The organism is Nocardia sp. NPDC050408 (genome assembly GCF_044458905.1).
Lineage (GTDB): Bacteria > Actinomycetota > Actinomycetes > Mycobacteriales > Mycobacteriaceae > Nocardia.
The window spans coordinates 150,455-177,300 of record NZ_JBITIL010000006.1; the positions used below are offsets into that span (position 1 = coordinate 150,455).

The window sequence follows — 26,846 nt, forward strand, 5'->3', positions numbered from 1 at the left end:
CCAGTGACCGATAACGCCCGTGCGGCGCTGGAGTTGGTTCGTGATTCGAGCCAGTTCAAGTGGTATGTGATCCCGCTGTTGCTGATCGTGGTTTACGTGTATGCCACCGAGGTCGAGCGCCGGAACTGGAATGTGCTGTTCGGTGGGCTGGCGCTGTGGGGGATGGACTGGTTCAACGAGATCTGGAACGCCGTGGTCTTCCATGTCACCGATCGCGCGCCAGTGTGGGGCGCGGTCGGGCCGACCGCCTATCAAATTTTGATCGGGCTCAATATCGAGATCTGCTTCATGTTCGCGATCATGGGCGTGGCGGCGGCGAAGTTGCTGCCGCCACGCGAGATGCGCGTGTTCGGGCTGCCCAACCGTCCGGTGCTGGTGGCGGTGAATGCGGCGTTGGCCGTTGGCGTCGAGATCGTGCTCAACAAGATCGGTGTGCTGACCTGGGACTGGTCCTGGTGGCAGGCAGGCTTCCCGCCGCTGATCTGGCTGATCGGCTACGTCCCGTTCTTCGCGGCCTGCTTCTGGGTGCACGATCTGCCCACCGTGCGCGCCAAGGCCTTGGCAGCCGGGGCGATCCTGGGGCTCGACGCGGTGGCTCTCATTGCTTTCGGCTCGCTGGGATGGTTGTGAACACTCTCGCTCGATTCGCGCTCACCACCGCGCTCACGCTCGTATTCACCGGCATCACCGCGCATTCCGCGACTGCCGAACATACGCCCTGTACCTTGCTCGGCACCGTGGGAACTCCTGAGGGCGCAAGCGACCGGTCCAGTGTCGGTCTGGAAGTGTTACCGCCCGCCGACATTGCACTGCCCGCGCAGGTGTATTTCCGCACCACCGCCGAATCGTTCAACCGCCGCTGGTCCTTCGCCGTCCGTGACGGCCGCATCTTCGTGAAAGATGCTGCGGAACAAGAGGATTGGCACATTCTCCCACTCCCGGGCGGTATGGATGGCCGCATCTCCGGGGTGTCGGCGGACGACGACGAGGTGATGGCGATCGACCGCGACCGCCGATTCTTCACCATGGACCACGCGCTGAGCGCACCGCGAGACTGGAACTGGAGCAGCCGCTACGGCACACCGCTGTGGACCGGCCCCGGCAACGACACTGCCGCCGACCACACACTCGAAACCCTGGCGGCACCATCGCCATACACATATACGGAGCGTTCGGACCGGGGCTGGATGGCCACCATCGATGCCTTCGACATCGCGGTGACACCTACGCTATTGCGCCTCGACTTCGGCGGCGACCTTCGACTCGACCTGATCCTGCATACCGTCGACGGACTACGCCAAATGCCGCAGCAGCGGGGGATCAGCGATCAGCCCCGTCACCTCGACGGCACCATTGAGGTCCCGGCCGCGATCGCGAACAGCCTTGTAGACCAACCCGAACCGATCCGACACTTCATAACAGACCATCTGAATGGACGCCGTTTCACCGACACTGACGTCACGGTCACCGCGTAGTCGTTCAGCGTCGCCGGACTCGGCCTGGTGCTATCGCGCGTCCGCTGACCGCATTATGGGCCGGACGTCGTCGTGCCCAGTCGTGCGGCGGTGAGGTTTTCGGCGGCGAAACGGGCGATGCTGCAGGCCTGGCGCGTATGAGCTTCCGGGTGCGCGGTGCGCTGCTCCAGCGTGGTGCGGATCCGATCCAACGATGCGGTGGCATCGCTGGTGGCGCGGCGGAGCACGGTGTACCGGTGGTCGAGGTCGCGATAGGCGAGGTCGATGTCGTGGCAGCGGCCGCGCAGGTCGGCCACACGATTGAGCAGATCGGCGACCTCACGTGTGGACAGGGTGAGGGTCGGGTGCTCCTCTCCGGAGAGGATCGCCTCGCCCGCGACCTCGGCGCAGCGCGCGTGCAGTATATCGAGAATGTCGGCCACACAGATCACCTCCCACCACTGCGCACGAGAACGAGAGAGAGGCTGCAGGTCAACGCATCTGACGATGGTCGGGCGCGAATCGACGCTCCCTCTCGTTTGATTGCTTTGATCGACACGTAACCCGGCTACGACCCGATCACGGGTACGGTACTGGAATCCTGCCGGCCGAGGAATTCCGCCACTAGTGTCATAGACACAAATGAGAAATTTCCGATGATACGCGCGGGTAACCACCTGACGCTGTGTAATTGCGCGCAGTAAGGGTGCAGACTACGCGGGACCGGCAGTCGCAAACCGTCGCCCGACCGGGCCAGTGCTGTGGAGTGGAAGGAGTTGGCGAGTGTTCAGCCGCATCGCCATCGTGAACCGGGGAGAGGCCGCTATGCGGCTCATCCATGCCGTCCGAGATCTGGCCGCGGAGACCGGGCGACCGATCGAAACCGTCGCGTTGCACACCGATGTCGATCGGAACGCGACATTCGTGCGCGAGGCCGATATCGCCTATGACCTCGGTCCGGCGTCCGCGCGTCCGTATCTGGATCTGAAGGCGCTCGAGCGCGCTCTGGTCACGACCAAGGCCGACGCCGCCTGGGTCGGTTGGGGTTTCGTCGCCGAGGATCCGGCATTCGCCGAGCTGTGCGAGCAGATCGGCGTCACCTTCATCGGCCCCAGTCCGGAGGCCATGCGCAAGCTCGGTGACAAGATCGGCGCGAAGCTGATCGCGGAGGAAGTCGGCGTGCCGGTCGCGCCGTGGAGCCGCGGTTCGGTCGAGACCGTGGACGCCGCGCTCGCGGCCGCCGCCGAGATCGGCTACCCGTTGATGCTGAAAGCGACCGCCGGTGGTGGCGGCCGTGGTATCCGGGTGGTGACGAACGAGGCCGAACTCGTCGATGCCTACGAACGCACCCGTCAGGAAGCCGCGCGCGCCTTCGGCAGCGGCGTGGTCTTCCTGGAACGGCTGGTGACCGGCGCCCGGCACGTCGAGGTCCAGGTGATCGCGGACGGCCAGGGCACCGCATGGGCGCTCGGCGTCCGCGACTGCTCGGTGCAGCGGCGCAATCAGAAGGTCATCGAGGAGTCGGCGTCACCGGTGCTGCGTCCCGAGCAGGTGGCCGAACTCAAGGCGTCGGCCGAGCGCTTGGCGATCGCGGTTCAGTATCGCGGCGCGGCGACCGTCGAGTTCCTGTACCACCCGGGTGACGAGCTGTTCGCATTCCTCGAGGTCAACACTCGCCTGCAGGTCGAACACCCGATCACCGAGTACACCACCGGTTTCGACCTGGTTCGGGCGCAGCTGCTGGTGGCATCGGGCGGCAAGCTCGAGGGCGAAGCTCCGGCCGAACGCGGGCACGCGATCGAAGCCCGGCTCAACGCCGAGGATCCGGACCGCGACTTCGCGCCCGCGCCGGGCCGCATCGCGCGGCTGGATCTGCCCGCCGGGCCCGGCATTCGCGTCGACACCGGCGTCAGCGAGGGCGACACGATTCCTGCCGACTTCGACTCGATGATCGCCAAGATCATCGCCTACGGACGAGACCGCGAGCAAGCGCTGGGCCGGCTGCGCCGGGCAATGTCGCAGACCAGGGTCGTCATCGAGGGCGGGGCGACGAACAAGAGCTTCGTGCTCGATCTGCTGAACCAGCCCGAGGTGATCGACGCCAGCGCGGACACCGGCTGGATCGACCGCGTGCGCGCCGAGGGACGCCTCGTATCGCATCAACACTCCGCGGTCGCGGTGGCCGTCGCCGCCATCGATGCCTACGAAGAGGAAGAGCGGGTCGAGCGGCACCGGCTGTTGTCCACGGCGGCCGGTGGACGGCCCCAGGTGCAGCACCAGAGCGGTCGCCCGCACGACCTGAAGTTGCGTGGCGTCGGCTACCGTGTGCGCGTCGCACGGATCGGTGCGCACCGGTTCCGCGTCGGCATCGAAGCGGGTGGCGAGATGCGTGCCGCGGATATTGATCTCGAGCGCTTCGACCGCCACACCGGGCAGATCGTGGTCAACGGCGTCCGCTACCGGGTGATCACCGGTACGCATGGGCCGATCCACCTGGTCGATGTCGACGGTGTGACGCATCGGATCAGCCGTGACGAGGGTGGCGTCGTCCGCTCGCCCGCCCCCGCGCTGGTCGTTGCCACCCCGCTGGAGGTCGGTGCCGAGGTCGAGGCGGGCGCACCGGTGCTGGTACTCGAGAGCATGAAGATGGAAACGGTGCTGCGCGCGCCGTTCCGGGCTCGGTTGAAGGAATCCGCTGTCACCGTCGGCACCCAGGTCGAGACCGGCGCGCCGCTGCTGCGGCTGGAGCCGCTCGCCGAGGACGATGAGGCCGCAGACGCCGTGGAGGTCGCGTCGGTCGAACTGGACCTGCCCGACGAGCCCGCGCCGGACCGCGTGCACGACGGCATCGCCCGCAGCCTGCAGGACCTGCGCAGCTTGCTGCTCGGCTTCGACGTCGACCCGCATGACGAGCGCCGGGTGCTCGACCACTACCTCGCCGTGCGCCGGGCGGCCATCGCGGACAACCGCAGGCCCCTTGCCGATGAGATCGAACTCGTGCAGGTGTTCTCCGACCTGTCCGAGCTGAGCCACAACCGGTCGTGGAATGAGGACGGCGTCCAGGGCCACGTCCACAGCGCCCGCGAGTACTTCCACACCTACCTGCAGAGCCTCGATGTCGAGCGGGCCGGACTGCCGGAGTCGTACCAGGCCGAGCTCGCCAAGGCACTCGGGCATTACGGCGTCACCGAACTGGATCGTTCCCCTGAGCTCGAAGCCGCGGTCTTCCGGATCTTCCTCGCCCAGCAACGGCCATCCGACACCGTCACCGTCATCACCACCTTGCTGCGCGAGTGGCTGGGCGAGCCGGTGCCGGACCGGGCGCTGCGGGAGCCGGTCGGTCTGGCACTGGAGCGGCTGGTTACCGCGACACAGGTGCGCTTCCCCGTGATCGCCGACCTCACCCGTGGCCTGGTGTACTCCTGGTTCGGCCAGCCGCTGCTGCGGCGCAATCGTGCCCGCGTCTACACCAATGTCCGTAAGCAGCTGAGCCACCTCGATGCGCACCCGGAGACGGCGGATCGCGCCGAGCGCATCTCCGAGATGGTCCGCAGTACCGAGCCGCTGGTGCGGCTGCTCGGTCAGCGCCTGGTGCGCGGCAGTGCCGACAACACCGCCATGCTCGAGGTGCTGACCCGCCGGTACTACGGGAACAAGGGTCTGACCGGTGTGCACACCCGGGAGGCCGGTGGGTGCACGTTCGTGATCGCCGAACGTCGGGGCCTGAGCTTGGTTTCGGCGGCGGTGAGTTTCGATGCGCTCGACACTGTGCTGCGCGGTCTCACCGAGCTGGCGAGCGTGACTTCCTCCATCGAGGCCGACATCTACCTGAGCTGGGAGAAGCAGCCGGAGGACTTCGACGCGATGGCCGCCGCGTTGCAGGAAGTGCTCGGTGCGCGGCGGTTGCCGAACCAGATCCACCGGATCACCGCCACTGTCGCGGGGAGCGGCGGTGCGGTGATGCACCATCACTTCACCTTCCGTCCGTCCGCGACCGGCATGGTCGAGGAGCGGTTGATCCGCGGCCTGCATCCGTACATCGCGGAGCGGATGCAGATGAAGCGGTTGCGCAAGTTCGACCTCACTCGGCTCCCGTCCTCGGACGAGGAGGTCTACCTGTTCCGGTGCATCGCGAAGGAGAATGCGTCCGACGAGCGTCTCGTCGCATTCGCGCAGGTACGAGACTTGGCCGCATTGCGCGAGCACGACGGTCGGCTGCTGGCGCTGCCGACCGCCGAGAGCACCATTGCCGCCTGCCTGGATTCGATCCGCCGCGCGCAGTCGCAGCGGCCCTCGGCCAAGCGGTTCCACACCAACCGCATCGTGATGTACATCTGGCCGCCGGTCGAGATGACCCGCGCCGAGCTGGAGATGATCGTCGATCGGGTGCGGCCGACGACCGCGGGCGCCGGGCTGGAGGAGATCCTGCTCATCGCGCGGCATCGCCACCCGAAGACCGGCGAGCTGATCAAGGTCGCCGTGCGCATCGCCTTCGACGCCACTGGCGGCACCGAGGTGACCATTGGTGAGCGGTCCGACGAGGCGGTCGAGCCGATCGACGAGTACCGGCAGAAGGTGCTGCGGGCCAGCAGCCGCAACACCGTGTACCCGTACGAGCTGACCGCTCTGCTCGGTGAATTCGCCGAGTACGACCTGGATTCCGATCACACGCTCGTGCCGGTCGACCGGCCCAAGGGACGCAATAAGGCCGCGATCGTCGCGGGCGTGGTCACCACGGCGACCGAGCAGTATCCGGACGGCATCAGCAGAGTGGTGCTGCTCGGTGATCCGACGAAATCGCTCGGTGCGCTTTCGGAGCCGGAGTGCCGTCGCGTGATCGCCGCGATGGACCTGGCCGAACGGATGCAGGTGCCGCTGGAGTGGTACGCGCTGTCCTCCGGCGCCCGGATCTCGATGCAGTCCGGCACCGAGAACATGGACTGGGTGGCGGCGGCGCTCAAGCGGATCGTCGAATTCACCCAGGACGGCGGCGAGATCAACATCGTGGTCTCGGGGATCAACGTCGGCGCGCAGCCGTACTGGAACGCCGAGGCGACGATGCTCATGCATACCAAGGGCATCCTGGTGATGACGCCGGACTCGGCGATGGTGCTCACCGGCAAGCAGGCGCTGGACTTCTCCGGCGGCGTGTCGGCCGAGGACAACTTCGGTATCGGCGGTTACGACCGGGTGATGGGCCCGAACGGGCAGGCGCAGTACTGGGCGCCTAATCTGCTCGCCGCGCGAGATGTGCTGATGTCGCACTACGACCACACCTATGTGGCGCCGGGCGAGCAGTCGCCGCGGCGGTCGGACACCAGCGACCCCATCGATCGCGACGTCTCGGACTTCCCGCATGTCGTGGCGGGCAGCGACTTCACCACGGTCGGCGAGATCTTCTCCGCCACCGCCAACCCCGACCGCAAGAAGCCGTTCGACATCCGGACCGTTATGCGAGCCGTGGCCGATCAGGACCACCCGGTGCTGGAACGCTGGGCCGGGATGGCCGACGCCGAGACGGCCGTCGTACAGGATGCGCGGCTCGGCGGTATTCCGGTGTGCCTGCTGGGCATCGAGTCCAGGGGAGTGCCGCGCCGCGGCTACCCGTCCACCGACGGCCCGGACACCTACACGGCTGGCACGTTGTTCCCGCAGTCTTCGAAGAAGGCCGCGCGGGCGATCAACGCGGCCAGCGGCAATCGGCCGCTTGTGGTGTTGGCGAATCTGTCGGGCTTCGACGGCTCACCGGAATCGATGCGGAAGTTGCAGCTCGAGTACGGTGCCGAGATCGGCCGAGCGATCGTCAACTTCCAGGGCCCCATCGTGTTCTGCGTGATCTCGCGCTATCACGGTGGCGCCTTCGTGGTGTTCTCGAAGCTGCTCAACCCGAATATGACCGTGCTGGCGCTGGAAGGCTCGTTCGCTTCGGTACTCGGCGGCGCCCCCGCGGCCGCGGTGGTGTTCGCCGGTGAGGTCAATGCCCGTACGGCAGCCGATCCGCGGGTGCGCGATCTCGAGGCACGCGCCGCGAACGCGCTCGGCGCCGACCGTGCGGCACTGACAGCGGAACGCGACGAGGTCCGGTCTTCGGTTCGCACGGAGAAACTCGGTGAGGTCGCAGCGGAGTTCGACCGCGTGCACAATATTCAGCGCGCTGTCGAGGTCGGTTCGGTCGATGCCATCATCCGCGCCGCCGAACTTCGCCCGCGCATCATCGAGGCCATCGAGGTGGGACTGCCCGCCTGATCTTTGATCGCTGAAACGGTCGGCCTATTCGGGGCAACATCGCGCCCCGAATAGGCCGACTGTTGTTTCTTCGGGCGGTCATACACTGACACCGACAGCTGTTCCATCTCGATCAGAAGATCGGCCGAGCCGATGACCGAACTTGTTTCGCGCGCCCAAGGCGTCCGCTTCGACGAACTCGCGCTGGCGACGCGCAATCACGGCATGCAACTGGAGGGCATGCGGTACGACATCACGCCCATCGGCATGCATTACTTGCTGATTCATTTCGATATCCCGGAGATCGACGCATCGTCATGGCGGTTGCGGGTGACCGGATACGTCAAGCGTGGACTGGAGCTGTCGCTCGACGACATCAGATCGCGACCGGCGACGACGATTCCGGTCACCCTCGAATGCGCGGGTAATGGGCGCACGAGAATGGACCCGCGCAACGTCAGCCAACCGTGGGGTCTGAGGCGATCGGCACGGCGGCGTGGACGGGCACCGCACTGGGTGGGATTCTCGACGACTGCGGTATCCGGGACGAAGCGGTCGAGGTCGTATTCACCGGCGCCGATCGCGGATTCCAGGACAAAGTGGAGCACAACTATCAACGCTCCCTGAGCATCAGCGAATGCCGCAGACCCGAAATTCTGCTCGCTTACGAAATGAACGGCACACCGCTCCCACCACAGCACGGCTTCCCACTGCGACTGCTCGTCCCCGGGTGGTACGGCATGACGAGCGTCAAATGGCTGCGGAATATCGAAGTCGTCGACCGGCCCTTCACCGGGTTACAACAGGCGGTGGCCTATCGCTACCAACGCGACGCGGACGATCCGGGGCTACCGGTATCGCGAATCAAGGTGCGTGCGTTGATGATTCCGCCTGGCATTCCCGACTACCCGAGTGGGCGACGCACGGTCGACGCCGGTGCGGTCCTGCTCCGCGGCCGCGCGTGGTGTGGCACCTCGCCCGTGGTCCGCGTGGAAGTCGGTGTCGATGGCCGCTGGCAGGACGCTCAATTGGAGCGCGGCGTCGCCGAATTCGCCTGGCGCAGTTGGAGTTACACCTGGGATGCGCGACCGGGCGAGTGCCGACTGAGCTGCCGCGCCACCGATGCGGAAGGGAATGTGCAACCGGCCGAGCAATTCTGGAACCGACAGGGCCTGGGGAACAACCTGATTCAGGAAGTCCCGGTCACGGTCCGGTGAACCAGCGCCGAACCCGTGTTGCAGCGAATTCGGCCTTCTCGGTCGCCAATTCGGCCGAGGGTGTGACGAACGGTGCGGCCGGCTTCGGTCCGGAAAGGAAGTCGGCGTCTACCTTGCCGACGAGTCCGTCCCCGAATTCGATGTAGCAGGAACCCTGCCCGAGATACTTCCCGGGCGCGGGTGTTCGGTGCAGTTGCGCGGCAATGTGCGCTGCAACCGTGCGTGCGGCGTTTTCGGCGAAAACCCCGGCGCGGGGAACCGGAGCGTCCGCGCAGTCGCCGATGGCGTAGACGCCCGGATAGGGGGTGGCGAGGGTTCACGGGTCGACGTGGATCCAGCCGTCGCCGCCGTCGACGGTCAGCCCGGATGCCTCGACCACGGGTACGACGCAATGGGTCGGGATGCCGATGAACAGGTCGTAGGCGAGGTCGCCCGCGCCAGTCCGGGCGATATGGTTCTTCGGGTCGAGCGCATGGACCCGCTGCCCCGGAGAGTAGTCGATTCCACGTCGCCCGAGCGCCTCGACAAGCGCGGCGGAGGTGTCCGCGGAGACCGGGATCGGTAAGTCCATCGGGGTCAGCACATGCATGCGAGTACGGTCGCGGATGCCACGCCGGCTCAGTAATTCGTGCAGCAGCATCGCGCACTCATAGGGTGCGGGCGGGCACTTGAACGGGACGCTCAATATCGCGATGAGAATGGTGCCACCGTCGAAACCGGCCAGCCGATCGCGCAGTCGGCACGCTCCCGGGATCGAGTAGTACTCGTGACCGTCCGCGACGAACCCCGGGGTAGCGGCGGGGTCGTAATCGGCGCCCAAAGCGACAACCAGAAAGTCCGGGTCGTAACTGGCGCGGTCGGTGTCCACGTGACGGGTCTGCGGGTCGATCGCGGTGACCTGCTCCTGCCGGAACTCGACGCCGGGACGGACCAGGTCGCGGTAGCTGACCCGCACGGATTCCGGAGTCCGGTCGTGGAAAAGGATTTCCAATTTCGAGAAACCGAATGTGAACCCGTTGTTACGGTCGACGAGTACCACTCGAACCTCGCCGGGCACTGACTCGGACAGGCAGGCGGCCAGTTCCAGCCCGCCGAACCCGGCTCCGAGGATGAGCACCGTCGGCGTTCGAACGTTCTCGGGGATGGACATGGTTGAACGCTTTCCCGCGAGTCAGTGCGTCGCCGGCCGTTTCAATCCATTGATTGCGTATCCATTGTGCGCGCCTCGCTAGCCGGATGGAACCCGGCTTTCAAGCCGCGCGCATACTTGCGGCGATTGCTGTGGCACCGTTCGCCGTTCTCGTAACCGATGCAGATCCACCCGAGCACGGAGGTGAAAACATGGGTGTGCTCGATCGCCGAACCGTTCTGGTCGGCACCCTTACTGCGACGACCGCCTTGATGGCGGGTTGCGGGCGAGATCAGTCATCCGATCAGGTCCCAACGACGCAGTCGCCGCCGCAGACCGCGAAGGCGGCCTTCGACAGGCTGATGACAGGTAATCGCCGCTGGATCGATGGCAATCTGGACCATCCTGACCGCGATCCGGATCGGCGCGAGTTGCTGGCCCGGGATCAGCAGCCGTACGGCGTCGTGCTGGCTTGTATCGATTCGCGCGTCCCGCCGGAGCTGGTGTTCGACACCGGGCTCGGCGATTTGTTCGTGATGCGTACCGGCGGTCTTGCGGTGGGACCCGTCGTGACCGGTTCCGTCGAATACGGGCCGATGACCAGTGGCTCCCCATTGATCATGGTCCTCGGGCACCAGCGCTGCGGTGCGGTGGCCGCGGCATACAAGGCACTGCAGGAGGGCACGTCGCTGCCGGGCAATCTGCAGTCGATTGTGGAGGCACTGCGACCGGCATACGAGCGGATGGATTCGCCGGGCACCGACCCGGTCGAAACGATGAGCCGCATCCAGATCGAGTTGACCGCACAAGATCTGCGACGCAACAACGACCTCGCGCCGATGGTGGAACGTGGCGCTGTTTCGGTCGTGGGCGCCTACTACAACCTCGACACCGGGCGGGTCGAAGTTCTCGACGGAGCCCCGGCCTGACCGCGGCTTGCATACGACCGACCGGGCGGGTAGTCCGGATAGCAGGAGGTGTTCGATGCTGTCCTCCGCATCCGATCCCTTGGCGCGGACAGAAGAAGTCATCGTGTCGTCGGAGTCCATCCGGCTGACGGGGATACTGGCCGTCCCACAGAGCCCCACCGGTCTGGTCGTCTTCGCGCACGGCAGCGGCAGCGGTCGCCACAGTCCGCGGAATCGGCTGGTCGCCGATGTACTCAACCGAGCGGGACTCGCGACGATGCTTGTCGACCTGCTGACCGCGACCGAGGAGGGCGACCGTGCACGAGTTTTCGATATCGAGCTGCTCGCCGAGCGTCTCGTCGCGGTGACTCGTGGGCTGCGCACGCGGCCGGTCCTGAGCGGCCTTCCGACCGGATATTTCGGGGCGAGCACCGGTGCCGGTGCCGCACTGTGGGCGGCGACCGAACCCGGCACCGAGATCGCGGCCATCGTCTCCCGTGGCGGTCGCCCGGACCTGGCCGGTGCGCGACTGGCGCACGTCCGGGCGCCGACGCTGCTCATCGTCGGCGGTAACGATCAGTACGTGCTGGAGCTCAATCGCGAGGCCCAACTGCGGATGCCGTGTCCGAGCGAGATCGACGTCGTCCCCGGTGCGACGCACCTGTTCGAGGAGCCCGGTGCGCTCGAGCAGGTGGCGGATCTGGCTCGCGACTGGTTCCGCGGCAACCTCAGCGTCGTGCGGTCTTGAACACCACCGGTAGGTCGTCGGGGCGCAGTGCGACCCGGGTGCCGAAGTCGTGACTGATGTGCTCGATCGTCTCGCACAGCCATCGAGATTCATCGCGCGCGGCCGACTCCAGGCGCATGTGCCGAATCCGCAGTGGAATCATTCGCGTCTGCATCACGCCGGGATCGATGGACACCAGATAGAGCAGGCGAAGCTCCGGGCGGTACCGCTCATAGCCGCGGATGCCCTCGTAATCATCGATGACGTCACCGCACCCGTACAGAATCGGTTTGCCCTGATAGATCTCGATCGGCCGTGGATGGTGTGCGGAATGCCCGTGCACGAGGTCGACTCCGGCATCGATCAATCGATGCGCGAACTGCCTTTCGCTCCGCGGCACCCCGTAGCCCCAGTTGGGCCCCCAATGTACGGAAACGATCGCGATATCGCCATTGCGCTTGTGCGCCAATACTTCTGCCGCCACCTCCTCGGCGGCGCGAATATTCGGCGCGTCTCCGATCCACCACAGCCCCGGCCGATCGCGGCCAGCCGCCCAATGGTTCGGGACCCCACTCGATCCCGCGCCGACCGAGACGATTACCACTCGTCGTCCGTCATCGAGTTCCGATATCGCCGGGGTCCGGGCCTCGTCGAAATCCACGCCCGCCCCGGCGCGCTGGATGCGCGCGGTATCGAGTGTTTCCACCGTGTCCGCCAGCCCTTCGACACCGAAATCGAGAATGTGGTTGTTGGCCAGCGCGCAGACGACCGGCGCGATTGCGGTCAACACCGGAATATTGGCTGGATTCATGCGGTAGTGGATGCCCTTGCCGGCTGCGAAGGCGCCATCGGCGGTGATCGCGGTTTCCAGATTGAGCAATCGCACCTGCGGGGCGAGCTGCGCAAGTATCGGCAGGACCTCACCCCATGGGTGACCGAAATCCACCGGGCGGGCAAATTCACCGCTTATTTGCTCAGCCAACTCCGCATACGTCCGCGCATCCTCGATATACCGTTCGTGCAGCGTCGGATCACCGGGGTGCGGGAGAATCTGGTCCACCCCACGGCCCAGCATGACGTCGCCGCCCAGCAGCACCGTCGCCATGCCACCATTGTCGATCATGTCCGCCACATCGTTCAATGCGCGGCGGTGTAAATGGCGATGTCCGCGCCGCGTCACCGGGTTCGAGAAGGATGTCGCCCCGCTAGGCGCTGATGCCCGCGGTCAGGATGGCGGCCAACTCGCGGTAGGCGTCGGCATCGTCGAGTCCGGTGTGTTCGCGCACCCCGCCCTGCTGGATGCGGACCATCATGGTGGCGACCATATCGGCGGCGAAGGCGGCGTGGACGTCACGGAATTCGCCCGCCGCGACCCCCTCATCGATGAGTTCGCGGACCCGGCGGGCGGCGATCCTGGTGTTCTTCTCGTAGATCTCCCGCGCGGGCGCGAAACCGCTCAAGTCGGCCATGAACCGGTCGGAGGCGGCGGCCAGGGCGGTACCGACCGCGGACAGGTAGGCGGTGATGCGCTCACGGGCATCGGCGATCGGCGCGATACCGGCCTCCACATCGTCGGTGGCGCGGCGGAAGAAGTGCACGGTCGCGGCCCGGACCAGCTGTTCCTTGCTGCCCGCCAGGGTGTAGAGGGTCGATTTGGAGCAACGCAGTCGCGCGGCGATCTCATCGAGGGTCAGATGCGCGAATCCCTCGGTCAGAAACAGGTCGACCAGCGCGTCGAACAGTTCGGTACGCCGCCGAGTGGCGAATCCGCCGTGTGTGAGCTGGTCCATAGCAGCGAATAGTACTGAAGCGTCTCTTGCAGTACCGAGGTACGACCAGTACTGTACATAGTAATTCAGTACTGCTATACGTAGGCGAGGAGTCTTGTGGCCGTCGAACGTCTGCTGCCCACCACCGAAGCCCGGGAATTGATCCAGCTGACCCGCGACATCGCCGATAAGGTCCTCGCCCCGATCGTCGATGAATGCGAGCGGGCCGAGAGCTATCCCGATGGTGTGTTCGCGAGGCTGGGGGAGGCCGGGTTGTTGAGCCTGCCGTACCCGGTCGAATGGGGCGGCGGTGGCCAGCCGTACGAGGTGTATCTGCAGGTCCTCGAGGAGATCGCCGCGCGGTGGGCGGCGATCGCGGTGGCGGTCAGTGTGCACAGCCTGGCCTGCCATCCGATGCTGGCATTCGGCACCGAGGAGCAGAAGCGGCGTTGGCTGCCGGAGATGTTGGGCGGCAACACGATCGGCGCATACAGCCTCTCCGAGCCGCAGGCCGGATCAGATGCCGCCGCAGTGGCCTGCAAGGCCGCTCCGGTCGATGGCGGCTATCTCGTCAACGGCACCAAGGCCTGGATCACCCACGGCGGCATCGCCGACTTCTACAACCTGTTCGCGCGCACGGGCGGGGGGCCGCGCGGCATCTCCTGCTTCCTGGTACCGCGTGAGACCATCGGCCTGACCTTCGGCAAGCCCGAGCAGAAGATGGGACTGCACGCGGTGCCGACTACGACCGCGCACTACGACGACGCGTTCCTGCCCGTCGAGCGTCGGATCGGTACGGAGGGGCAAGGCCTCCAGATCGCCTTGAGTGCGCTGGATTCCGGTCGGCTCGGTATCGCCGCCGTCGCGACCGGACTGGCTCAGGCCGCGCTCGACGAAGCCGTCGCCTACGCCAAGGAGCGCTCGGCATTCGGCAAGCCGATCATCGAACATCAGGGTCTCGGGTTCCTACTGGCTGATATGGCTGCCGCGGTCGATTCGGCCCGCGCCACCTATCTCGATGCCGCGCGTCGACGCGATGCGGGCCTGGCGTACTCACGGCAGGCGAGTGTGGCCAAACTGATCGCCACCGACGCGGCCATGAAGGTCACCACCGACGCGGTCCAGGTATTCGGCGGCTACGGCTATACCCGCGACTTCCGGGTCGAGCGGTACATGCGCGAAGCCAAGATCACCCAAATCTTCGAGGGCACCAACCAGATTCAGCGACTGGTCATAGCACGCAGCCTCGCGCATTGACGGGCTGTGCTGGCGGTGCCGCTCTGTTCGGTACCGCGGTGATCAGGTGGCACGCTGCGGCGGGTACGTCTCGAATCCGGTTGTCACCGGTCATGGCCGAAGGGCTTTCGGCTTCTTCGTCGTTCGCTGCGGTTGCGGTGGGCCTCTGCCGAATATGACTTCGTTTCAACTGACCGGCAAGCTGCGTACCGGGCCGCTCAACGACACCCGTTGACCTCGCCGCGGGTGATTTCGTGCGATTTCCCGGTGACATCCACGTGTGCTCGAGCGAGCGAGTCATGGTTGCCCACATGGTGACCACGATTCCCCCGGTGCGCCAGTTCGGTCCGCGCGTGACGCAGATCGAACTCGGCGGGTGGTCCGGAGCTGAGCGGGTAGCGGTGGTGTCATCGGACCGATGGTGACGTATCCGCTACTGCCCTGAGCAGTGCTAGGAATTGCATGATCGGCGGTGCGTCGTCGTAGCGCGTTTCGGTCGCGATCGCCGAGATGTGTGGCCCGTCGGCTGCGGTGCGGACGAGGCCGTGCTCGGCGCACAGCATCAACGCGGGTAGTGCGGTCTCCGCGGCGGTCCGTCGGCGTCCGGCGACCCACAGGCAGCCCGCCCGCAACAGTTGCGCTTGGATGAATGCTCTTGGGCGCTGCTGGGTTTCGATCACGCGCACCATCTGCTCGGCTCGATCGCAGGCTTGATCAGCCGAGCGATCGGCCAACAGCAGCCGGATCGCGGAGTCTTGTTCGAGTTCGGCGATTCCGGCGTGAATCATTGTGTTCTGCTTGCGGTATGGCGGCAGCTGCCGGAGCGCGTCGCGAGTTTCGAGTGGAATCGGCAGACCGAGGCGGATGCGCTCGTTGACCATGCGGGCGGCCAAGCGCGGCAGTGACTCGTGCTCCGCGATTTCCGCCCCCTCGGTAATGCGTTGTTCGGCGGCGGCGAGGTCGCCGCGTATTGCTTTGATGCGTGCGCCGGTGCCGAAGCTGGCGAGCAGGAACCAGACGGCGCCGCCGTGGCGGCCGAGATCAGCGCTGGAATCGAGTAGTTGCTCGGCTTCGTCGAGGCGGTTCTGCTCGTAGCGGATGGAGCCGAGGAGGGCACCGGACATCCGTGAACCGTAGGTTTGCGAGCGGCCGCGTCGCGTACGGGTGATGGCGGCATCGAAATGCTCTTCGGCGGCGGCGATGTCGAGCTGCTCGAGGGCCGCGAGGCCGGCGACGCACCTGCCGTACATCACCCCGAACGCGCCTTTGCTGCGACGGTGATATGGAGCTGCCCATTGTTGCCAGCGGCGGGCCTCGGCGAAGTCGAAACGGTTGAGCGCATCGATGGACGCGAGATTCGCGGCGTTCGTGGCGGTGAACGGTGTGTCGGCATCCTCGAGATGCCGGGCCAGCAGCTCCGGCAGACCATCGAATCGGTCGGTGACGAATTGTCCGGCACCCGCAACCGTTTCCGCCTCTACTCGCAGCTTGGTCGCCTCGGTACCGGTCGCCGCACCGGCATCCAGTTCGGCATATAAGTCTTCCAGCGCAAGCTGAACCTGTTCCGAGCGTTGCAGTCCGACGTTGGCCCAGGCCCGGCAGATCTGCAGCCTTGGTCGTGCCTGCGCCGAGGGTTGCGGCAGTTTCGTCAGCAAGCCGAGGAACGTCGCCATGCGGGAGCCTTCGATGAGGTCCATGGCCCGTCGTTCGACCATATTCGCGGCGTAGTCCGGATCACCGGCGGCCAGTGCGTGATCGACTGCGGCGGAGACGATCTCGTGTTCATCGCACCATTCGGCCGCACGGCGGTGCAGTTGTGCCAGGCGTGCGGGATCACGGCGGACCAGTCGGCGCCGCAGGTAGTCGGCGAACAGGTGGTGATATTGGAACCACTGGTCCTCTTCGTCGAGGCGGCGTAGGAATAGATTTCGGTCGGCTATCTCTTCGAGTAGTTCCTGGCTGTCGGATCGGTCCGTCAGCTGAATCGCGAGATCGGCGCAAATTCGCTCCGTGATCGCCGTGTCCAGCAGGAAATCCAGCAGTGGCGGTTCGAGTGAGTCGAGCACGTTCTCGGCGAGGTAATCGGCGAGTGCCCGGTGGCGGCCGGTGAGCTGGTCGATGAACGTGGCGGGATGATCGTGGCCGCGCAATGACAGCGAAGCCAATTGCAGTGCGGCAGGCCAGCCTTCGGTCGTTTCCTGCAGGCGACTCACATCGTCGGTGGACAACGACAAACCGCCGGACTCGGCCAGGAAAGCATCGGTTTCCTGCGGATCGAAACGCAGCTGCGCGACATCGATTTCGACCAGCTCGTCTTGCACCAGCATGCGACTGAGCGGCAGGCACGCTCTGCTCCGGCTCGCAATGACCAGCCGCAGGTGGTGACAACCGTGCTCGAGTAGGTAATCCAATGCGGCGCAGGTGGTTTCGCCGTGCACCCGGTGCCAGTCATCGATCACCAACACCATCGTTTGTCCACCCGAGTGGATTTTGTCGATCAGCGCGGACAGCACGTATCTCGCCGTGTCGGACGATCGTTCCTCGAGCAGCGTGCCGAGTTCACGCGCAAGCGCCGGAGCGACGCGGTGGATTGCCTCGACCAGGTGGGAAAGGAACCAGACGATATTGTTGTCGTCGGGGTCGGCGGTCAGCCACGCCACCGGGACGTCCTCAGCCGCCAGCGCGGTGGCCCATTGCAGAGCCAAGGTGGTCTTGCCGAATCCGGCCGGTCCATGGATCAGCGTGAGTCGTCGGTCGCCGCCGCCACGCAATAGCACCAGCAGCCGGGTGCGGGCAATCATCGTATGGGGTGCGGCCGGCGGCCGGAATTTTGTTGCCGTGCTGGGCGGTGGGGGCGGTGTCACCGTACCCGGGGTGTGCGAGGCCACGGGAACCGACGTGGCCGAACCGGATTCGATGACCGTGGGCGGCAATGCCAGTGCGTCCACCGCCAGGCCTGTTTCGTGCTGCACCCGGCGCAGCCATTCCCCGAACTCGATCGCCGAGGTCGGTCGTTCGTCCGGCTTCGCCGCCATCGCCGCCTCGATTGCCGCGCACACCGCCGTGGGGATGTGCTGATCGCGCAGACTGGGTATGGCGGCGGTGGCGATGCGGGCCAGTTGAACTTGCAGCGGTTCGCCGGTGCGGCGTGCGAACGCTGCTCGCCCGGCCAGTAAGCAGTGCAACGTAGCGCCTAGGCCGTAGATATCCGAGATCGGCGTTGGCGTCGCACCGCTGAGCACCTCGGGTGCGGTGAATGCGGGCGTGCCCTGGACGGTCTGCAGGGAGGACGTGGTGACGTCGCCGAATTGGGCGATGCCGAAGTCGGCGAGCTGAGGTTCACCGTAATCGGTGAGCAGGATATTGCCGGGCTTCACGTCGCGATGCACAATGCCGATCGCATGGGCGGCGGCCAGCGCCGCGGCCATCTTCACGCCGATCGAAAGCACCTCCGACCAGCGCAGTGGTCCCGAATCCCGCAGCACGGTCTCCAGCGAGCCGCATGCGTAGAACGGCATGACAATATAGGGGCGGCCGGTGGCGGTGATGTCGACCTGTAGCACCTGCAGGATATGGGGGTGCCCGAACAGTCGACCTAGTGCCCGCTGTTCTCGGAGAAATTGCTCGCGCTCGTCGCCGCTGACCTCGGATCTGAGCAATTTGAGCGCGACGTAGCGTTCGAGTGCGTATTCGTAGCAGCAATACACGACGCCGAATCCGCCACGGCCGATTTCGGTCGCGTCGCCGAATCCGGCCGCCGCTAGTTCCGCCGGGATTCCGGTTGGGCGGTCGCGCTGTGTCGCGGCCTCGTCTAGCTCGTCCATCGAATATTCGGCGGCACCTCCGCGTCAGCGCATCCATCCCGACCTGTGTCTCAACCATAGCGCCGTTGTGGAACGGCGGTAACGAGGCGTTGTCCAGAGTGGAATAGTGCCGGTCCGGATCGGTCGATTCAGGTCCGCGGCTACTACCACGACACCCGCGTCGCATTTCCGGATCAGGACCACGAGATCATCGCGTTGCGGCACAGCGCCGACGCGGTAATCGTCGAATTCTGGCTACTTGGAACACATTTGGGTCCGCTTGGCGGCATACCGCCCGCCGGTTCCCGGCACCGCACCCGGATGACGGCGTACTTCGTATTCGACGACAACGAGAACCTGATCGTGGAGCGCATTTACTTCGACACACTGTCGATGCTCAAACAGCTCATCGGCGGTGTGATCCTGCGCGACCCACGTAAGTGGCCGCTGGTCTTCCGTGTGCTGCGGGGACTGCTCGGCATGTCGAGCCATCCGAAGCCGAGTCGGACCTCCTTCTCGTCAACGCGCACGACCCGCACTTATTCGACCGGGGCACCGGGCGCGCGTAACACGCTTGCCCGGCATGCGTGCGTTACTCCCGTCGCCCCTGTTTCAGGATCGAGCGGACACACAGTTCGCCTTGACGCATTTTCGCCGCCAGTCGAGCAGTGCGCGGGAGTCCATACCCGATTTCGCTCGCGCGACTCGACTGGCTCATATCCCGCGCTGCTCGGACCGGTGTGCGAGGTGGTTCGGCCGTCCTGAAATGTTGCTCGCATTTATCGGACGGATTCCAATGGTCGTCTGCTCCGCCGTGCTTGTGCATCAACATATCGCGCTGCACTATTAGATATAATGACAGATACCATCAGCATGCCGAAGAAAATGCTCATAGATGAAGGGCTGACTCATGGCGAAGAAGGTGACCGTTACCATGGTCGATGATTTGGATGGCACGTCGAAAGCCGATGAGACCGTTCTGTTCTCCCTCGACGGCGTTACCTATGAGATTGATCTGTCGAAAAAGAATGCCGGAAAGCTCCGTGCCGATCTGGATCCTTGGACGGAGAAGGCCCGCAAGACCGGGCGGCTGAAGGTCAGGTCCAAGAGCGGAGGCGGCAGCAAAGATTTTCGGTCGACGGCGGATCGGGACCAGTCGCTCGCGATCCGCGAATGGGCCCGCAAAAACGGCCATCAGGTATCGGCGCGCGGTCGGATATCCGCCGACATCGTCGCCGCCTACAACGCCGCGAGGAAGTAAACCGTCCCTGACATTCTGCTATTTTCGTCGACCGTTCGTATTCGATGGGCGTCGGCATGAGGTCGCGCACCTCGAATTCGATGATCGGGTATTCCCATCTTGGCGGCGTAATGCCAGATTTCTCCTGGTCACACAGGGGGCCGATTTCATCGGTTGGTGTCCGCTGTGATGTGCTCGAACAGGCCCGCTTGGATACGAGTGCGAACCCCCTTGGCCCACGGCTCGTCCACTTCGACGGCGGCCACGTTGTTGAGCAGCATACCGAAGGCGAGGAACGACTTCACCGTCACCGGGGCGAGGCCTGTCGTATCGGCAACCGTGTCCCACATGTAGGCCAGTCGCGCCCGCACGAAATCGCGGACTTCACGGTCACCGCAGGCGGCGAAGCCTTGCAACTGACCAATTCACCGATGACGCGTCGGGCTGCGTGGCGGCCTCGCCCCGGTCCGGCGCTTCCTGCCCGATCTCATCGACCGCGTCCTGACCGGCCGCATCGACCTCGGCCAGGTCTTCGACCTCACTCTGCCGCTCGAGCAGGTGGCCGACGGCTACCGCGCCATGAACGACCGCCGTGCCATCAAAACCCTCTTGCGGCCCTGATCCGGATTCTGCACTGCACTCGAATTCCGGCGCAAAGGTTTCGGTCGACTGCGGGTGCCTTCCGAATTCGGCGGCTTCGATGTCGATCCACCGCCACGGGCATCGCTGCCCCCATCCAACCGATCTGGCCGGCGGGGGTTTGAAAGTCGCATAGTGGGCCATCTCGGTCGTATCTGGAGCTTTTTCCCGAGTACCTAGGAATCGCCATGACCGAAACACCCACCGGGTCGTCGATCGAAACTTCGCCCACGGAGACACGGTCGGTTATCGAACTCGTCAACGATGCGACCGAGCAAATGGCCCACCTGATCCGGGACGAGATCAAGCTCGCCGAACTCGAGGTGCGAAGCAAAGGCAAACGTCTGGGTCGCGGCGCGGTTGTGACCGGTGCCGGGGCGCTCACGGCGTGCTACGGCTGCGCCGCCGTTATCGCCGCGGCGATCATCGCCCTAGCGGGCCCGCTGTCGGGCTGGGCCGCTGCGCTGATCGTTGGAGTGGTACTGCTGCTCGTTGGCGGCGTCTTGGCCCTCATCGGCAAGAAGGACCTGCAGAAGGCGGTCCCGCCGGTCCCGCAGGAGGCGTTCACCGGCGTACAGCAAGACATCCATGCGATCAAGATCGGAGGATAGCGATGAGTGACGAGAGCAACCCCCCAGTCGGGTCGCCCGAGGCGGAACTGCTGCGCGCCGACCGCGACCTGGCCAGACAAGAGCTGGGACAGACCATGGCGGAACTGACCGGCAAGCTCGATGTGAAGGGCAGAGCCGAGGCAGAACTGCATCAGAGCGTGGACAACGCCCGCGCGAAGGTGCACCATGCGGCCGAAACCGTGCATGAGAAGCGAGAGAAGGCCAGCGCCGCCACCCAAGACCGCGCCGTCCAGTTCGCCGCCGTGACGCGCAGTCGGCCGGCGCCCTTGGCAGCCGTGGCCACCGCCGCCATCGCGGCCTTGGTGACGTGGCTGATACTACGTGGCCGTCGCAATCGGTGAGTGTCTGAATAGTCCACTCACCGCACCATTCTGCCCGAGATCGAGGGACCTTCGACGTCTCGTTCGGGCTGGTAGGGACCTGCGAACCCGCGCCATCCGCTGACAGCTTTCCGCACCGGAAATGTTGGGCGGCAACGCGATCGGCACCCACCCCGTCAGAATCGGAGCCCGCAGGGGTTGCCCCCGGACGGTACTATTACCTTTCGATCACAGATGTGGTCGACTGAATCACGTGGCCCGGCACGGGCTTTCAGCACGTGTCGGCGCGCGCGACAGCCGATGGAATGTGGGGAAAACCATGAGCGCCACCAAGTTCGCCGCCACCGCCCTGCTCGCGATCGGTGCGACCGGCATTACCGCGGGCGCCGTGCAGGCCCAGCCGGTAACGACCGACACCACCGTGCAGGCAACCGATCACGGCATCAACTTCATCACCGCACCGACAGCAGACCGCCGAGGTGTCAGTACCACCGTCGAGGCCGGACGGTTCACCGTGGCCGCCGATGCTCTTTCGATCACCCTCACCGACGCCGCCGGCAATGCGGTGACCTCGATACCGCTGGGACTGCAGACCGCAGCCGGGACCGTCGCCCTGACGCCGGCGATCGCCAACGACGGCCGAACCCTCACCCTCACAGCGCAATCCGACACCACACGGACGGCGCAGGCAATCGACGAGGCCTCCGACACGATCGCTCGCAAGCAGTACAACGCCGGTATCGGCGCGCTCATCGGCGCCGGCATCGGCGCTGTGATCGGCTTCTTCCTCGGTGGCGTCGGTGCCCTCGTCACTATCCCGATCGGCGCGGGAATCGGCGCGCTGATCGGCTACTCCACTCCCTGATCCGGACCGCGAACACGTCGAGTCCCTGTGTGCCGCTACCGAACAGCGTTGGCATGCAGGGACTCGTGTCGTTCAGCCCGCTTCCACGGTAAGCCCGTCGCTACCGCGAGTCGTCGCTGATACGGTGACCCATTCGCCGCCGCGCGCCATCGAGCACCGAGCGGCGGTTTCGTTTACTCTTTGGCAATTCGCGCGTCTGGTTACTGCGCGCAGATAGGTACCGACCGGTCTTCGGCTGACGATGGGAATCCCGTGCACTTGTGGAGTTACATCCGAGGACGGGGAGAGACTCTGGCGTTTCTGACGTATCAGCATGCCTCCCTGGCATTTCAGACGGTGCTGGTCGGGACTGTCGTCGCTGTTCTCATCGCGGTCGCGGTATATCGGCTTCCACTGATGTCCGCACTTTCGCTGACCTCGAGCCGGGTCGCGCTGACCATTCCTTCGCTCGCGCTGTTGGCACTGCTATTGGTCCCGTTCGGACTCGGCGTGGTCCCGTCGTTCATCATGTTGGCGTTCTTCGCCGCACTGCCGGTGATCGGCAATGCGATCGTCGGCTTGCGGTCGGTGCCCACCTCGGTCGTCGAATCCGCACGCGGGATCGGCTTTTCGCGATGGCGCATTCTGTTGACCGTGGAATTGCCGATTGCCTGGCCGGTGATCCTCACCGGTATCAGGGTGTCCACCCAGATGATCGTCGGTGTCGCCGCCATCGTCGCTTATGTCCTCGGACCCGGCCTCGGATCGCTGATCTTCAACGGCCTTTCGCGGCTCGGTGGCGCGAACGCGCTCGAAATGGCGCTGACCGGCACCATTCTCATCGTCCTTATCGCGTTGGTGTTCGACGCGCTCCTCGTCCTGCTCGGACGCCTCACGATCGCAAAGGGACTGTCATGACCGATGTGACCAACCAGCCGGAGCGCAATGTCACCGGCGCGTCCATCAAGTTGGACTCGGTTGTCAAGCGTTACAAGGGCCAGGAGAAACCGGCAGTCGAGCGGCTCGACCTGGAAATCGACGCCGGCGATATCGTCGCCTTCGTCGGCCCGTCCGGCTGCGGTAAGACGACCACACTCAAGATGATCAATCGGCTGATCGAGCCCACCGACGGCCGGATCTTCATCGGCGGACGCGATGTCACCCGGGAAGATCCGGACAAGCTGCGGCAGTCGATCGGATACGTCATCCAGTCCGGTGGGCTCTTCCCGCACTGGTCGGTCGCCAAGAATGTCGGCGCCATCCCCCGGGTGCTCGGGTGGGACCGGAAGCGGATCGCCGAACGCACCGAGTATCTGCTCGATCTGGTCGGTCTGGACCCGGGCACCTTCGCCGACCGGCTGCCGAAAGATATGTCCGGCGGACAGCAGCAGCGGGTCGGCGTCGCCCGCGCGCTCGCGGCCGACCCGCCGGTCCTGCTCATGGACGAGCCGTTCGGCGCGGTCGACCCGATCACTCGGGTTCGCCTGCAGGACAGTCTGATCGCCATCCAGCACGAACTCGGAAAGACCATCGTGATCGTCACGCACGACTTCGAGGAGGCCACCAAACTCGGTGACAAGGTGCTCATCCTGTCCGAAGGCGGACACGTCGAGCAGTACGCGCGCCCGGAGGAAATTCTCACCGACCCGGCCACGCCGTTCGTGGAGGAGTTCGTCGGATCCGGCGCGAAGCTGGCGTATCTGACCGTGTCGCGGGTGCGTGATGTCGCCTACGACGAGGTGATCACCGCTCGGGTGGGGGAGTCGGCGCACGGGGTGATCGAACGCGCGAAGGCCGCCGGACACACCTGGATCGTCGTCGTCGACGAGGCCGGGCGCCCGCGATCGTGGCCATCACTCACCGAGGTCGCGACGAAACCGGAGGTTTCCGACTTCCTCGATCGGCGCTTGCCCGTCGTCGCACGATCTTCGACCCTCAATGACGCGCTCGACGCCATGCTCGCGACCAGCCAGGGTGCCACGCTCGTCACCGACGGCCGTGGCGCGGTCGTCGGCTCGCTCAGCATCAACTCGGTGACAGAGGTGATCCGGACCAAACTCGCCGAGGGGACCGGCGATGGCGAGGACCTGTCGTACGAGACGTACGTCGAGGGAACCGATCCGGCGCCGACACCGGTGGTCTTCGCCGATGACGAGCTCGGATCGGCCGGGCAGTCATGAATCGCCTGCGCCGCATTCCGATCGACGTGTGGTTCGAACCGCTCGTCATCGGTGTCATCGCCATCGGATACGTCATCTGGTATCGCGCGACGACGTTCACCCCGACAGAGCGGGCGTCACTCGGCTGGGCCAATCTGCAGACCACGATCCTCGCCCACATCAAGCTGACCGTGGTCGCAACGGTGATCGTGGTTGTCGTCGCGATTCCGCTCGGTATCGCACTGACCCGTCCAGGCTTGAAGCGCTTCGAGCCGCTCGCCGTCAATATCGCCAATATCGGCCAAGCCGCGCCCGCGGTCGGTCTGCTCGTCTTGTTCACCTTCTGGCTGGGCACCGGATTCCGCACGGCGATAGTCGGTCTCGTCGTGTACGCGATCCTGCCGATCCTGCAGAACACGATCGTCGGGCTGCGGCAGGTGGATCAGCGCACCATCGAGGCCGCGCGGGGTATCGGGTTCTCGGGTACGCGGACGCTGTTTCAGGTCGAACTCCCGCTCGCGGTGCCGGTGATCCTCAACGGCGTGCGCACCGCGCTGGTCATTCTGGCCGGTACCGCGACGCTGAGTACCTTCATCGGCGCGACCAGCCTCGGCACGCTGATCACCACCGGCGTCACCCTCTTCCTGCCCAAACTGCTGATCTCCGGCGCGATCCTCGTCGGGCTGCTCGCACTGATCATCGACTGGCTCGGCAGACTCGTCGAACTGGCCGCGACGCCGCGAGGTGTCTCATGAAATCGCCACTGGCCACTCTGGTTTCGGCGCTCGTCGCGACGACGGCGCTGCTCGCCGGGTGCGGTCTGGTGAGCTCGTCCGGAACATTCCACGATGCACGGCTGCCCGGCGGTGAGCGGCCACTGGACGGTGCGAAGCTGGTCGTCACCTCGAAGAGCTTCACCGAGGGCATACTGCTCGGCAAGATCACCGCGACCTACCTGGCCGCGGCGGGCGCCCACGTCACCGATCTGACCGGGGCGCCGGGTTCCGCATCGTCTCGACAGGCCCAGCTCAACGGCGATGCCGATGTGTTGTGGGAGTACACCGGCACCGGTTGGGTCAACTACCACAACGAGACCGAGACGATCTCGGATCCGAAGGAACTCTGGCAGCGGGTCCACGACATCGAAAAGAGCGACCACGACTTGGAGTGGCTGCCGCCGGCGAATTTCAACGACACATACGCCTTCGGCGCGTCTACGTCGAATGCCGAACGCCTACAGGTGCAGTCGCTGTCCGACGTGGCCGCGCTCCCGGTGCCCGATCGGACCTTCTGTGTCGACGACGAATTCTTCAGCCGCTCAGACGGTTTCATTCCGATGCTGAAGAAGTACGGGATCCCCTACAACGATCCGAACGGTGTGCCTGCCGGAAATGTCACGCGCATGGACGCCGGTGTCGTCTACACGGCGACCGCCAAGGGCGCGCCGTGCAATTTCGGCATGATCTACACCACCGACGGCCGCGTCAAGAACCTGAACCTGGTTGTCCTCGACGACGACAAGAAGTTCTTCCTGCCTTACAGCGGCACCGCGGTCGTTCGCGGCGTCGTCCTCGACCGCTACCCGCAGTTGCGAACCCTGCTCGGCACGATTTCCGAACATCTCACCGACGAACTGATGCAGGACCTCAACGGCCGCGTCGATATCGACGGCGAGGATCCCGCCGACGTCGCCTACGACTGGCTGAAGAGCGAGAAGCTGATCGAGTAGCTACGGCTCGGGTGGGGGTTGCAGGCTGATGCGGTCGGCGAGGGCGTCGACGGCGTCCGCGTCGGCGTATGCCTCGGTGGTCAGTTCGAGGAATGCGGCCCAGCGGTTTATCCGCGGCGTCCACCGTTGGATGAATGCGTGGGCATGTTCGAACTCGGCTCGCGTTCCGTTTATTTGTGCGCGTGCCGCTGCTTCGGTTGCCGCTTGGACGGTGTTCTGGGCCAAAGCCAATTGTTCTCGGCAGTGGTCGGCGTCGGGGACTTCCTCGCGCACAGTATCGGCCTCGACGCGCAGATTGAGGATGAGTCCGGCCAGTCTGGGATCAGCCGGTCCCGAGCGTGGGGCGGAGGTTCCGGCGGCAATGGCTTTATCGCGGCGTTCGCGTCGCCTACGTTCCCGTTTCTCGGCCAACGCCACTTGCTTACGGTAGGTTTCGGTGTCCGCACCGGTGACGACCGGATAGGTCAATGCTGCTGTCGTCGAGAGCATTTCGACGCCGTTGCCGTCACGGACCTGCATGCTGACCCGGTGCAGCGGCGGTGCCGGGTCGGGTTCGTCTTCGAGGCGGGCGTCGAGCACCGCGTTTCGGTACTCGATCATGATGTCCGCGACGACCCGGTCGAACACCGCGGTGCCGACCTCGATGTGGTTGGTACACATGCGGCCGGTGCAGTCATCGAGAATTCCGAATTCGCCGTCACCGGAGTCGACGACGGAATCCCCGGCGGGACCGCTGCCCACGACCTCCCAGTTGTAGGTGTTGGATTGCGCTACCTCGGATCGCTCCACACAGTCCTCGGACATGGGCCTGACCG

21 protein-coding genes and 4 pseudogenes are annotated in these 26,846 nt (G+C 65.3%); 18 read left to right on the forward strand and 7 right to left on the reverse strand.

The features are described 5' to 3' along the window. The first annotated feature begins 3 nt into the window (after positions 1 to 3). Together ACIBJI_RS20085 and ACIBJI_RS20090 are read left to right on the forward strand one after the other, a co-directional pair. Positions 4 to 630 carry a hypothetical protein gene (locus ACIBJI_RS20085; protein ID WP_364345867.1) on the forward strand — a complete coding sequence of 209 codons (627 nt, stop codon included), beginning with the start codon at positions 4 to 6 and terminating at the stop codon, positions 628 to 630. Next, the gene (locus tag ACIBJI_RS20090) at positions 621 to 1,475 is read left to right on the forward strand and encodes a hypothetical protein (RefSeq protein ID WP_364345869.1); all 855 of its coding nucleotides are present in this window, start codon (positions 621 to 623) and stop codon (positions 1,473 to 1,475) included. Before ACIBJI_RS20085 ends, ACIBJI_RS20090 begins: the two co-directional genes overlap by 10 nt. Positions 1,476 to 1,528: 53 nt before the next feature. On the opposite strand, the gene ACIBJI_RS20095 is transcribed toward ACIBJI_RS20090, so the two are convergent. Further along, a complete protein-coding gene (locus tag ACIBJI_RS20095; protein ID WP_364345871.1) occupies positions 1,529 to 1,897 on the reverse strand; it encodes a hypothetical protein in 369 nt (122 codons plus the stop codon). 340 nt (positions 1,898 to 2,237) lie between these two features. Here ACIBJI_RS20095 and ACIBJI_RS20100 point away from each other — a divergent pair, with 340 nt between their 5' ends. The 3 genes and pseudogenes from ACIBJI_RS20100 to ACIBJI_RS20110 all read left to right on the forward strand — a co-directional run bounded on the left by ACIBJI_RS20100 (position 2,238) and on the right by ACIBJI_RS20110 (position 8,896). After that, positions 2,238 to 7,700: a carboxyl transferase domain-containing protein gene (locus ACIBJI_RS20100; protein WP_364345873.1), complete on the forward strand. Its 5,463-nt coding sequence runs from the start codon at positions 2,238 to 2,240 to the stop codon at positions 7,698 to 7,700. Positions 7,701 to 7,946: 246 nt separating this feature from the next. Further along, positions 7,947 to 8,416, forward strand: a pseudogene (locus ACIBJI_RS20105) (molybdopterin-dependent oxidoreductase); the annotation flags it as partial. Positions 8,417 to 8,560: 144 nt separating this feature from the next. Further along, positions 8,561 to 8,896 (forward strand): hypothetical protein, encoded by a 336-nt coding sequence (locus ACIBJI_RS20110; protein WP_364346091.1) that lies wholly within the window; start codon positions 8,561 to 8,563, stop codon positions 8,894 to 8,896. Between the two features lie 316 nt (positions 8,897 to 9,212). On the opposite strand, the gene ACIBJI_RS20115 is transcribed toward ACIBJI_RS20110, so the two are convergent. After that, complete coding sequence (locus tag ACIBJI_RS20115; protein ID WP_364345875.1) at positions 9,213 to 10,046, reverse strand: FAD/NAD(P)-binding oxidoreductase; 834 nt, start codon at positions 10,044 to 10,046, stop codon at positions 9,213 to 9,215. 191 nt (positions 10,047 to 10,237) lie between these two features. Between ACIBJI_RS20115 and ACIBJI_RS20120 the strand changes: the two genes are divergently transcribed. Then, positions 10,238 to 10,954, forward strand: coding sequence for a carbonic anhydrase (locus ACIBJI_RS20120; protein ID WP_364345877.1), 717 nt, complete (start codon positions 10,238 to 10,240; stop codon positions 10,952 to 10,954). A gap of 73 nt (positions 10,955 to 11,027) precedes the next feature. After that, positions 11,028 to 11,681, forward strand: a pseudogene (locus ACIBJI_RS20125) (dienelactone hydrolase family protein); the annotation flags it as partial. Here the strand turns inward: ACIBJI_RS20125 and ACIBJI_RS20130 are convergent. Next, positions 11,662 to 12,783: a CapA family protein gene (locus ACIBJI_RS20130; protein ID WP_364345879.1), complete on the reverse strand. Its 1,122-nt coding sequence runs from the start codon at positions 12,781 to 12,783 to the stop codon at positions 11,662 to 11,664. The pseudogene ACIBJI_RS20125 and the gene ACIBJI_RS20130 overlap by 20 nt on opposite strands. Before the next feature lie 82 nt (positions 12,784 to 12,865). Continuing rightward, a complete protein-coding gene (locus ACIBJI_RS20135) occupies positions 12,866 to 13,450 on the reverse strand; it encodes a TetR/AcrR family transcriptional regulator (RefSeq protein WP_364345881.1) in 585 nt (194 codons plus the stop codon). Between the two features lie 96 nt (positions 13,451 to 13,546). On the opposite strand from ACIBJI_RS20135, the gene ACIBJI_RS20140 reads away from it, so the two are divergent. Further along, positions 13,547 to 14,686 carry an acyl-CoA dehydrogenase family protein gene (locus ACIBJI_RS20140; protein WP_364345883.1) on the forward strand — a complete coding sequence of 380 codons (1,140 nt, stop codon included), beginning with the start codon at positions 13,547 to 13,549 and terminating at the stop codon, positions 14,684 to 14,686. A gap of 386 nt (positions 14,687 to 15,072) precedes the next feature. Here the strand turns inward: ACIBJI_RS20140 and ACIBJI_RS20145 are convergent, their stop codons facing one another. Further along, on the reverse strand, positions 15,073 to 18,489 hold the full coding sequence (locus tag ACIBJI_RS20145) for a protein kinase (RefSeq protein WP_364345885.1): 3,417 nt from the start codon (positions 18,487 to 18,489) through the stop codon (positions 15,073 to 15,075). A gap of 117 nt (positions 18,490 to 18,606) precedes the next feature. Here ACIBJI_RS20145 and ACIBJI_RS20150 point away from each other — a divergent pair. Both ACIBJI_RS20150 and ACIBJI_RS20155 read left to right on the forward strand, forming a co-directional pair. Beyond that, positions 18,607 to 18,987 (forward strand): annotated as a pseudogene (locus tag ACIBJI_RS20150) (ester cyclase); the annotation flags it as partial. 391 nt (positions 18,988 to 19,378) lie between these two features. Then, positions 19,379 to 19,729: an Lsr2 family protein gene (locus ACIBJI_RS20155; RefSeq protein ID WP_364345887.1), complete on the forward strand. Its 351-nt coding sequence runs from the start codon at positions 19,379 to 19,381 to the stop codon at positions 19,727 to 19,729. A gap of 146 nt (positions 19,730 to 19,875) precedes the next feature. On the opposite strand, the gene ACIBJI_RS20160 is transcribed toward ACIBJI_RS20155, so the two are convergent. Continuing rightward, positions 19,876 to 20,124, reverse strand: coding sequence for a hypothetical protein (locus ACIBJI_RS20160; RefSeq protein ID WP_364345889.1), 249 nt, complete (start codon positions 20,122 to 20,124; stop codon positions 19,876 to 19,878). A 19-nt stretch (positions 20,125 to 20,143) separates the two neighbouring features. Here ACIBJI_RS20160 and ACIBJI_RS20165 point away from each other — a divergent pair. From ACIBJI_RS20165 to ACIBJI_RS20200, 8 genes and pseudogenes are all read left to right on the forward strand, one after another. After that, positions 20,144 to 20,329: pseudogene (locus ACIBJI_RS20165) on the forward strand (IMP dehydrogenase); the annotation flags it as partial. A 206-nt stretch (positions 20,330 to 20,535) separates the two neighbouring features. Beyond that, positions 20,536 to 20,958 (forward strand): phage holin family protein, encoded by a 423-nt coding sequence (locus tag ACIBJI_RS20170; protein ID WP_364345891.1) that lies wholly within the window; start codon positions 20,536 to 20,538, stop codon positions 20,956 to 20,958. Positions 20,959 to 20,960: 2 nt separating this feature from the next. After that, positions 20,961 to 21,320: a DUF3618 domain-containing protein gene (locus ACIBJI_RS20175; protein WP_364345893.1), complete on the forward strand. Its 360-nt coding sequence runs from the start codon at positions 20,961 to 20,963 to the stop codon at positions 21,318 to 21,320. Positions 21,321 to 21,618: 298 nt separating this feature from the next. Next, positions 21,619 to 22,164, forward strand: coding sequence for a hypothetical protein (locus tag ACIBJI_RS20180; protein WP_364345895.1), 546 nt, complete (start codon positions 21,619 to 21,621; stop codon positions 22,162 to 22,164). Between the two features lie 252 nt (positions 22,165 to 22,416). Then, positions 22,417 to 23,061 carry an ABC transporter permease gene (locus ACIBJI_RS20185; protein WP_364345897.1) on the forward strand — a complete coding sequence of 215 codons (645 nt, stop codon included), beginning with the start codon at positions 22,417 to 22,419 and terminating at the stop codon, positions 23,059 to 23,061. Then, positions 23,058 to 24,323 (forward strand): ATP-binding cassette domain-containing protein, encoded by a 1,266-nt coding sequence (locus ACIBJI_RS20190; protein ID WP_364345900.1) that lies wholly within the window; start codon positions 23,058 to 23,060, stop codon positions 24,321 to 24,323. The genes ACIBJI_RS20185 and ACIBJI_RS20190 overlap by 4 nt, the downstream gene beginning before the upstream one ends. Further along, entirely contained in the window at positions 24,320 to 25,057 is a 738-nt protein-coding gene (locus ACIBJI_RS20195; RefSeq protein WP_364345902.1) for an ABC transporter permease, read from the forward strand. The genes ACIBJI_RS20190 and ACIBJI_RS20195 overlap by 4 nt, the downstream gene beginning before the upstream one ends. Continuing rightward, positions 25,054 to 26,031, forward strand: a complete 978-nt coding sequence (locus ACIBJI_RS20200) for a glycine betaine ABC transporter substrate-binding protein (protein WP_364345904.1) — start codon at positions 25,054 to 25,056, stop codon at positions 26,029 to 26,031. Before ACIBJI_RS20195 ends, ACIBJI_RS20200 begins: the two co-directional genes overlap by 4 nt. Here the strand turns inward: ACIBJI_RS20200 and ACIBJI_RS20205 are convergent, their stop codons facing one another. After that, positions 26,032 to 26,835 (reverse strand): hypothetical protein, encoded by an 804-nt coding sequence (locus ACIBJI_RS20205; protein WP_364345906.1) that lies wholly within the window; start codon positions 26,833 to 26,835, stop codon positions 26,032 to 26,034. Between the last annotated feature and the right edge of the window lie 11 nt (positions 26,836 to 26,846).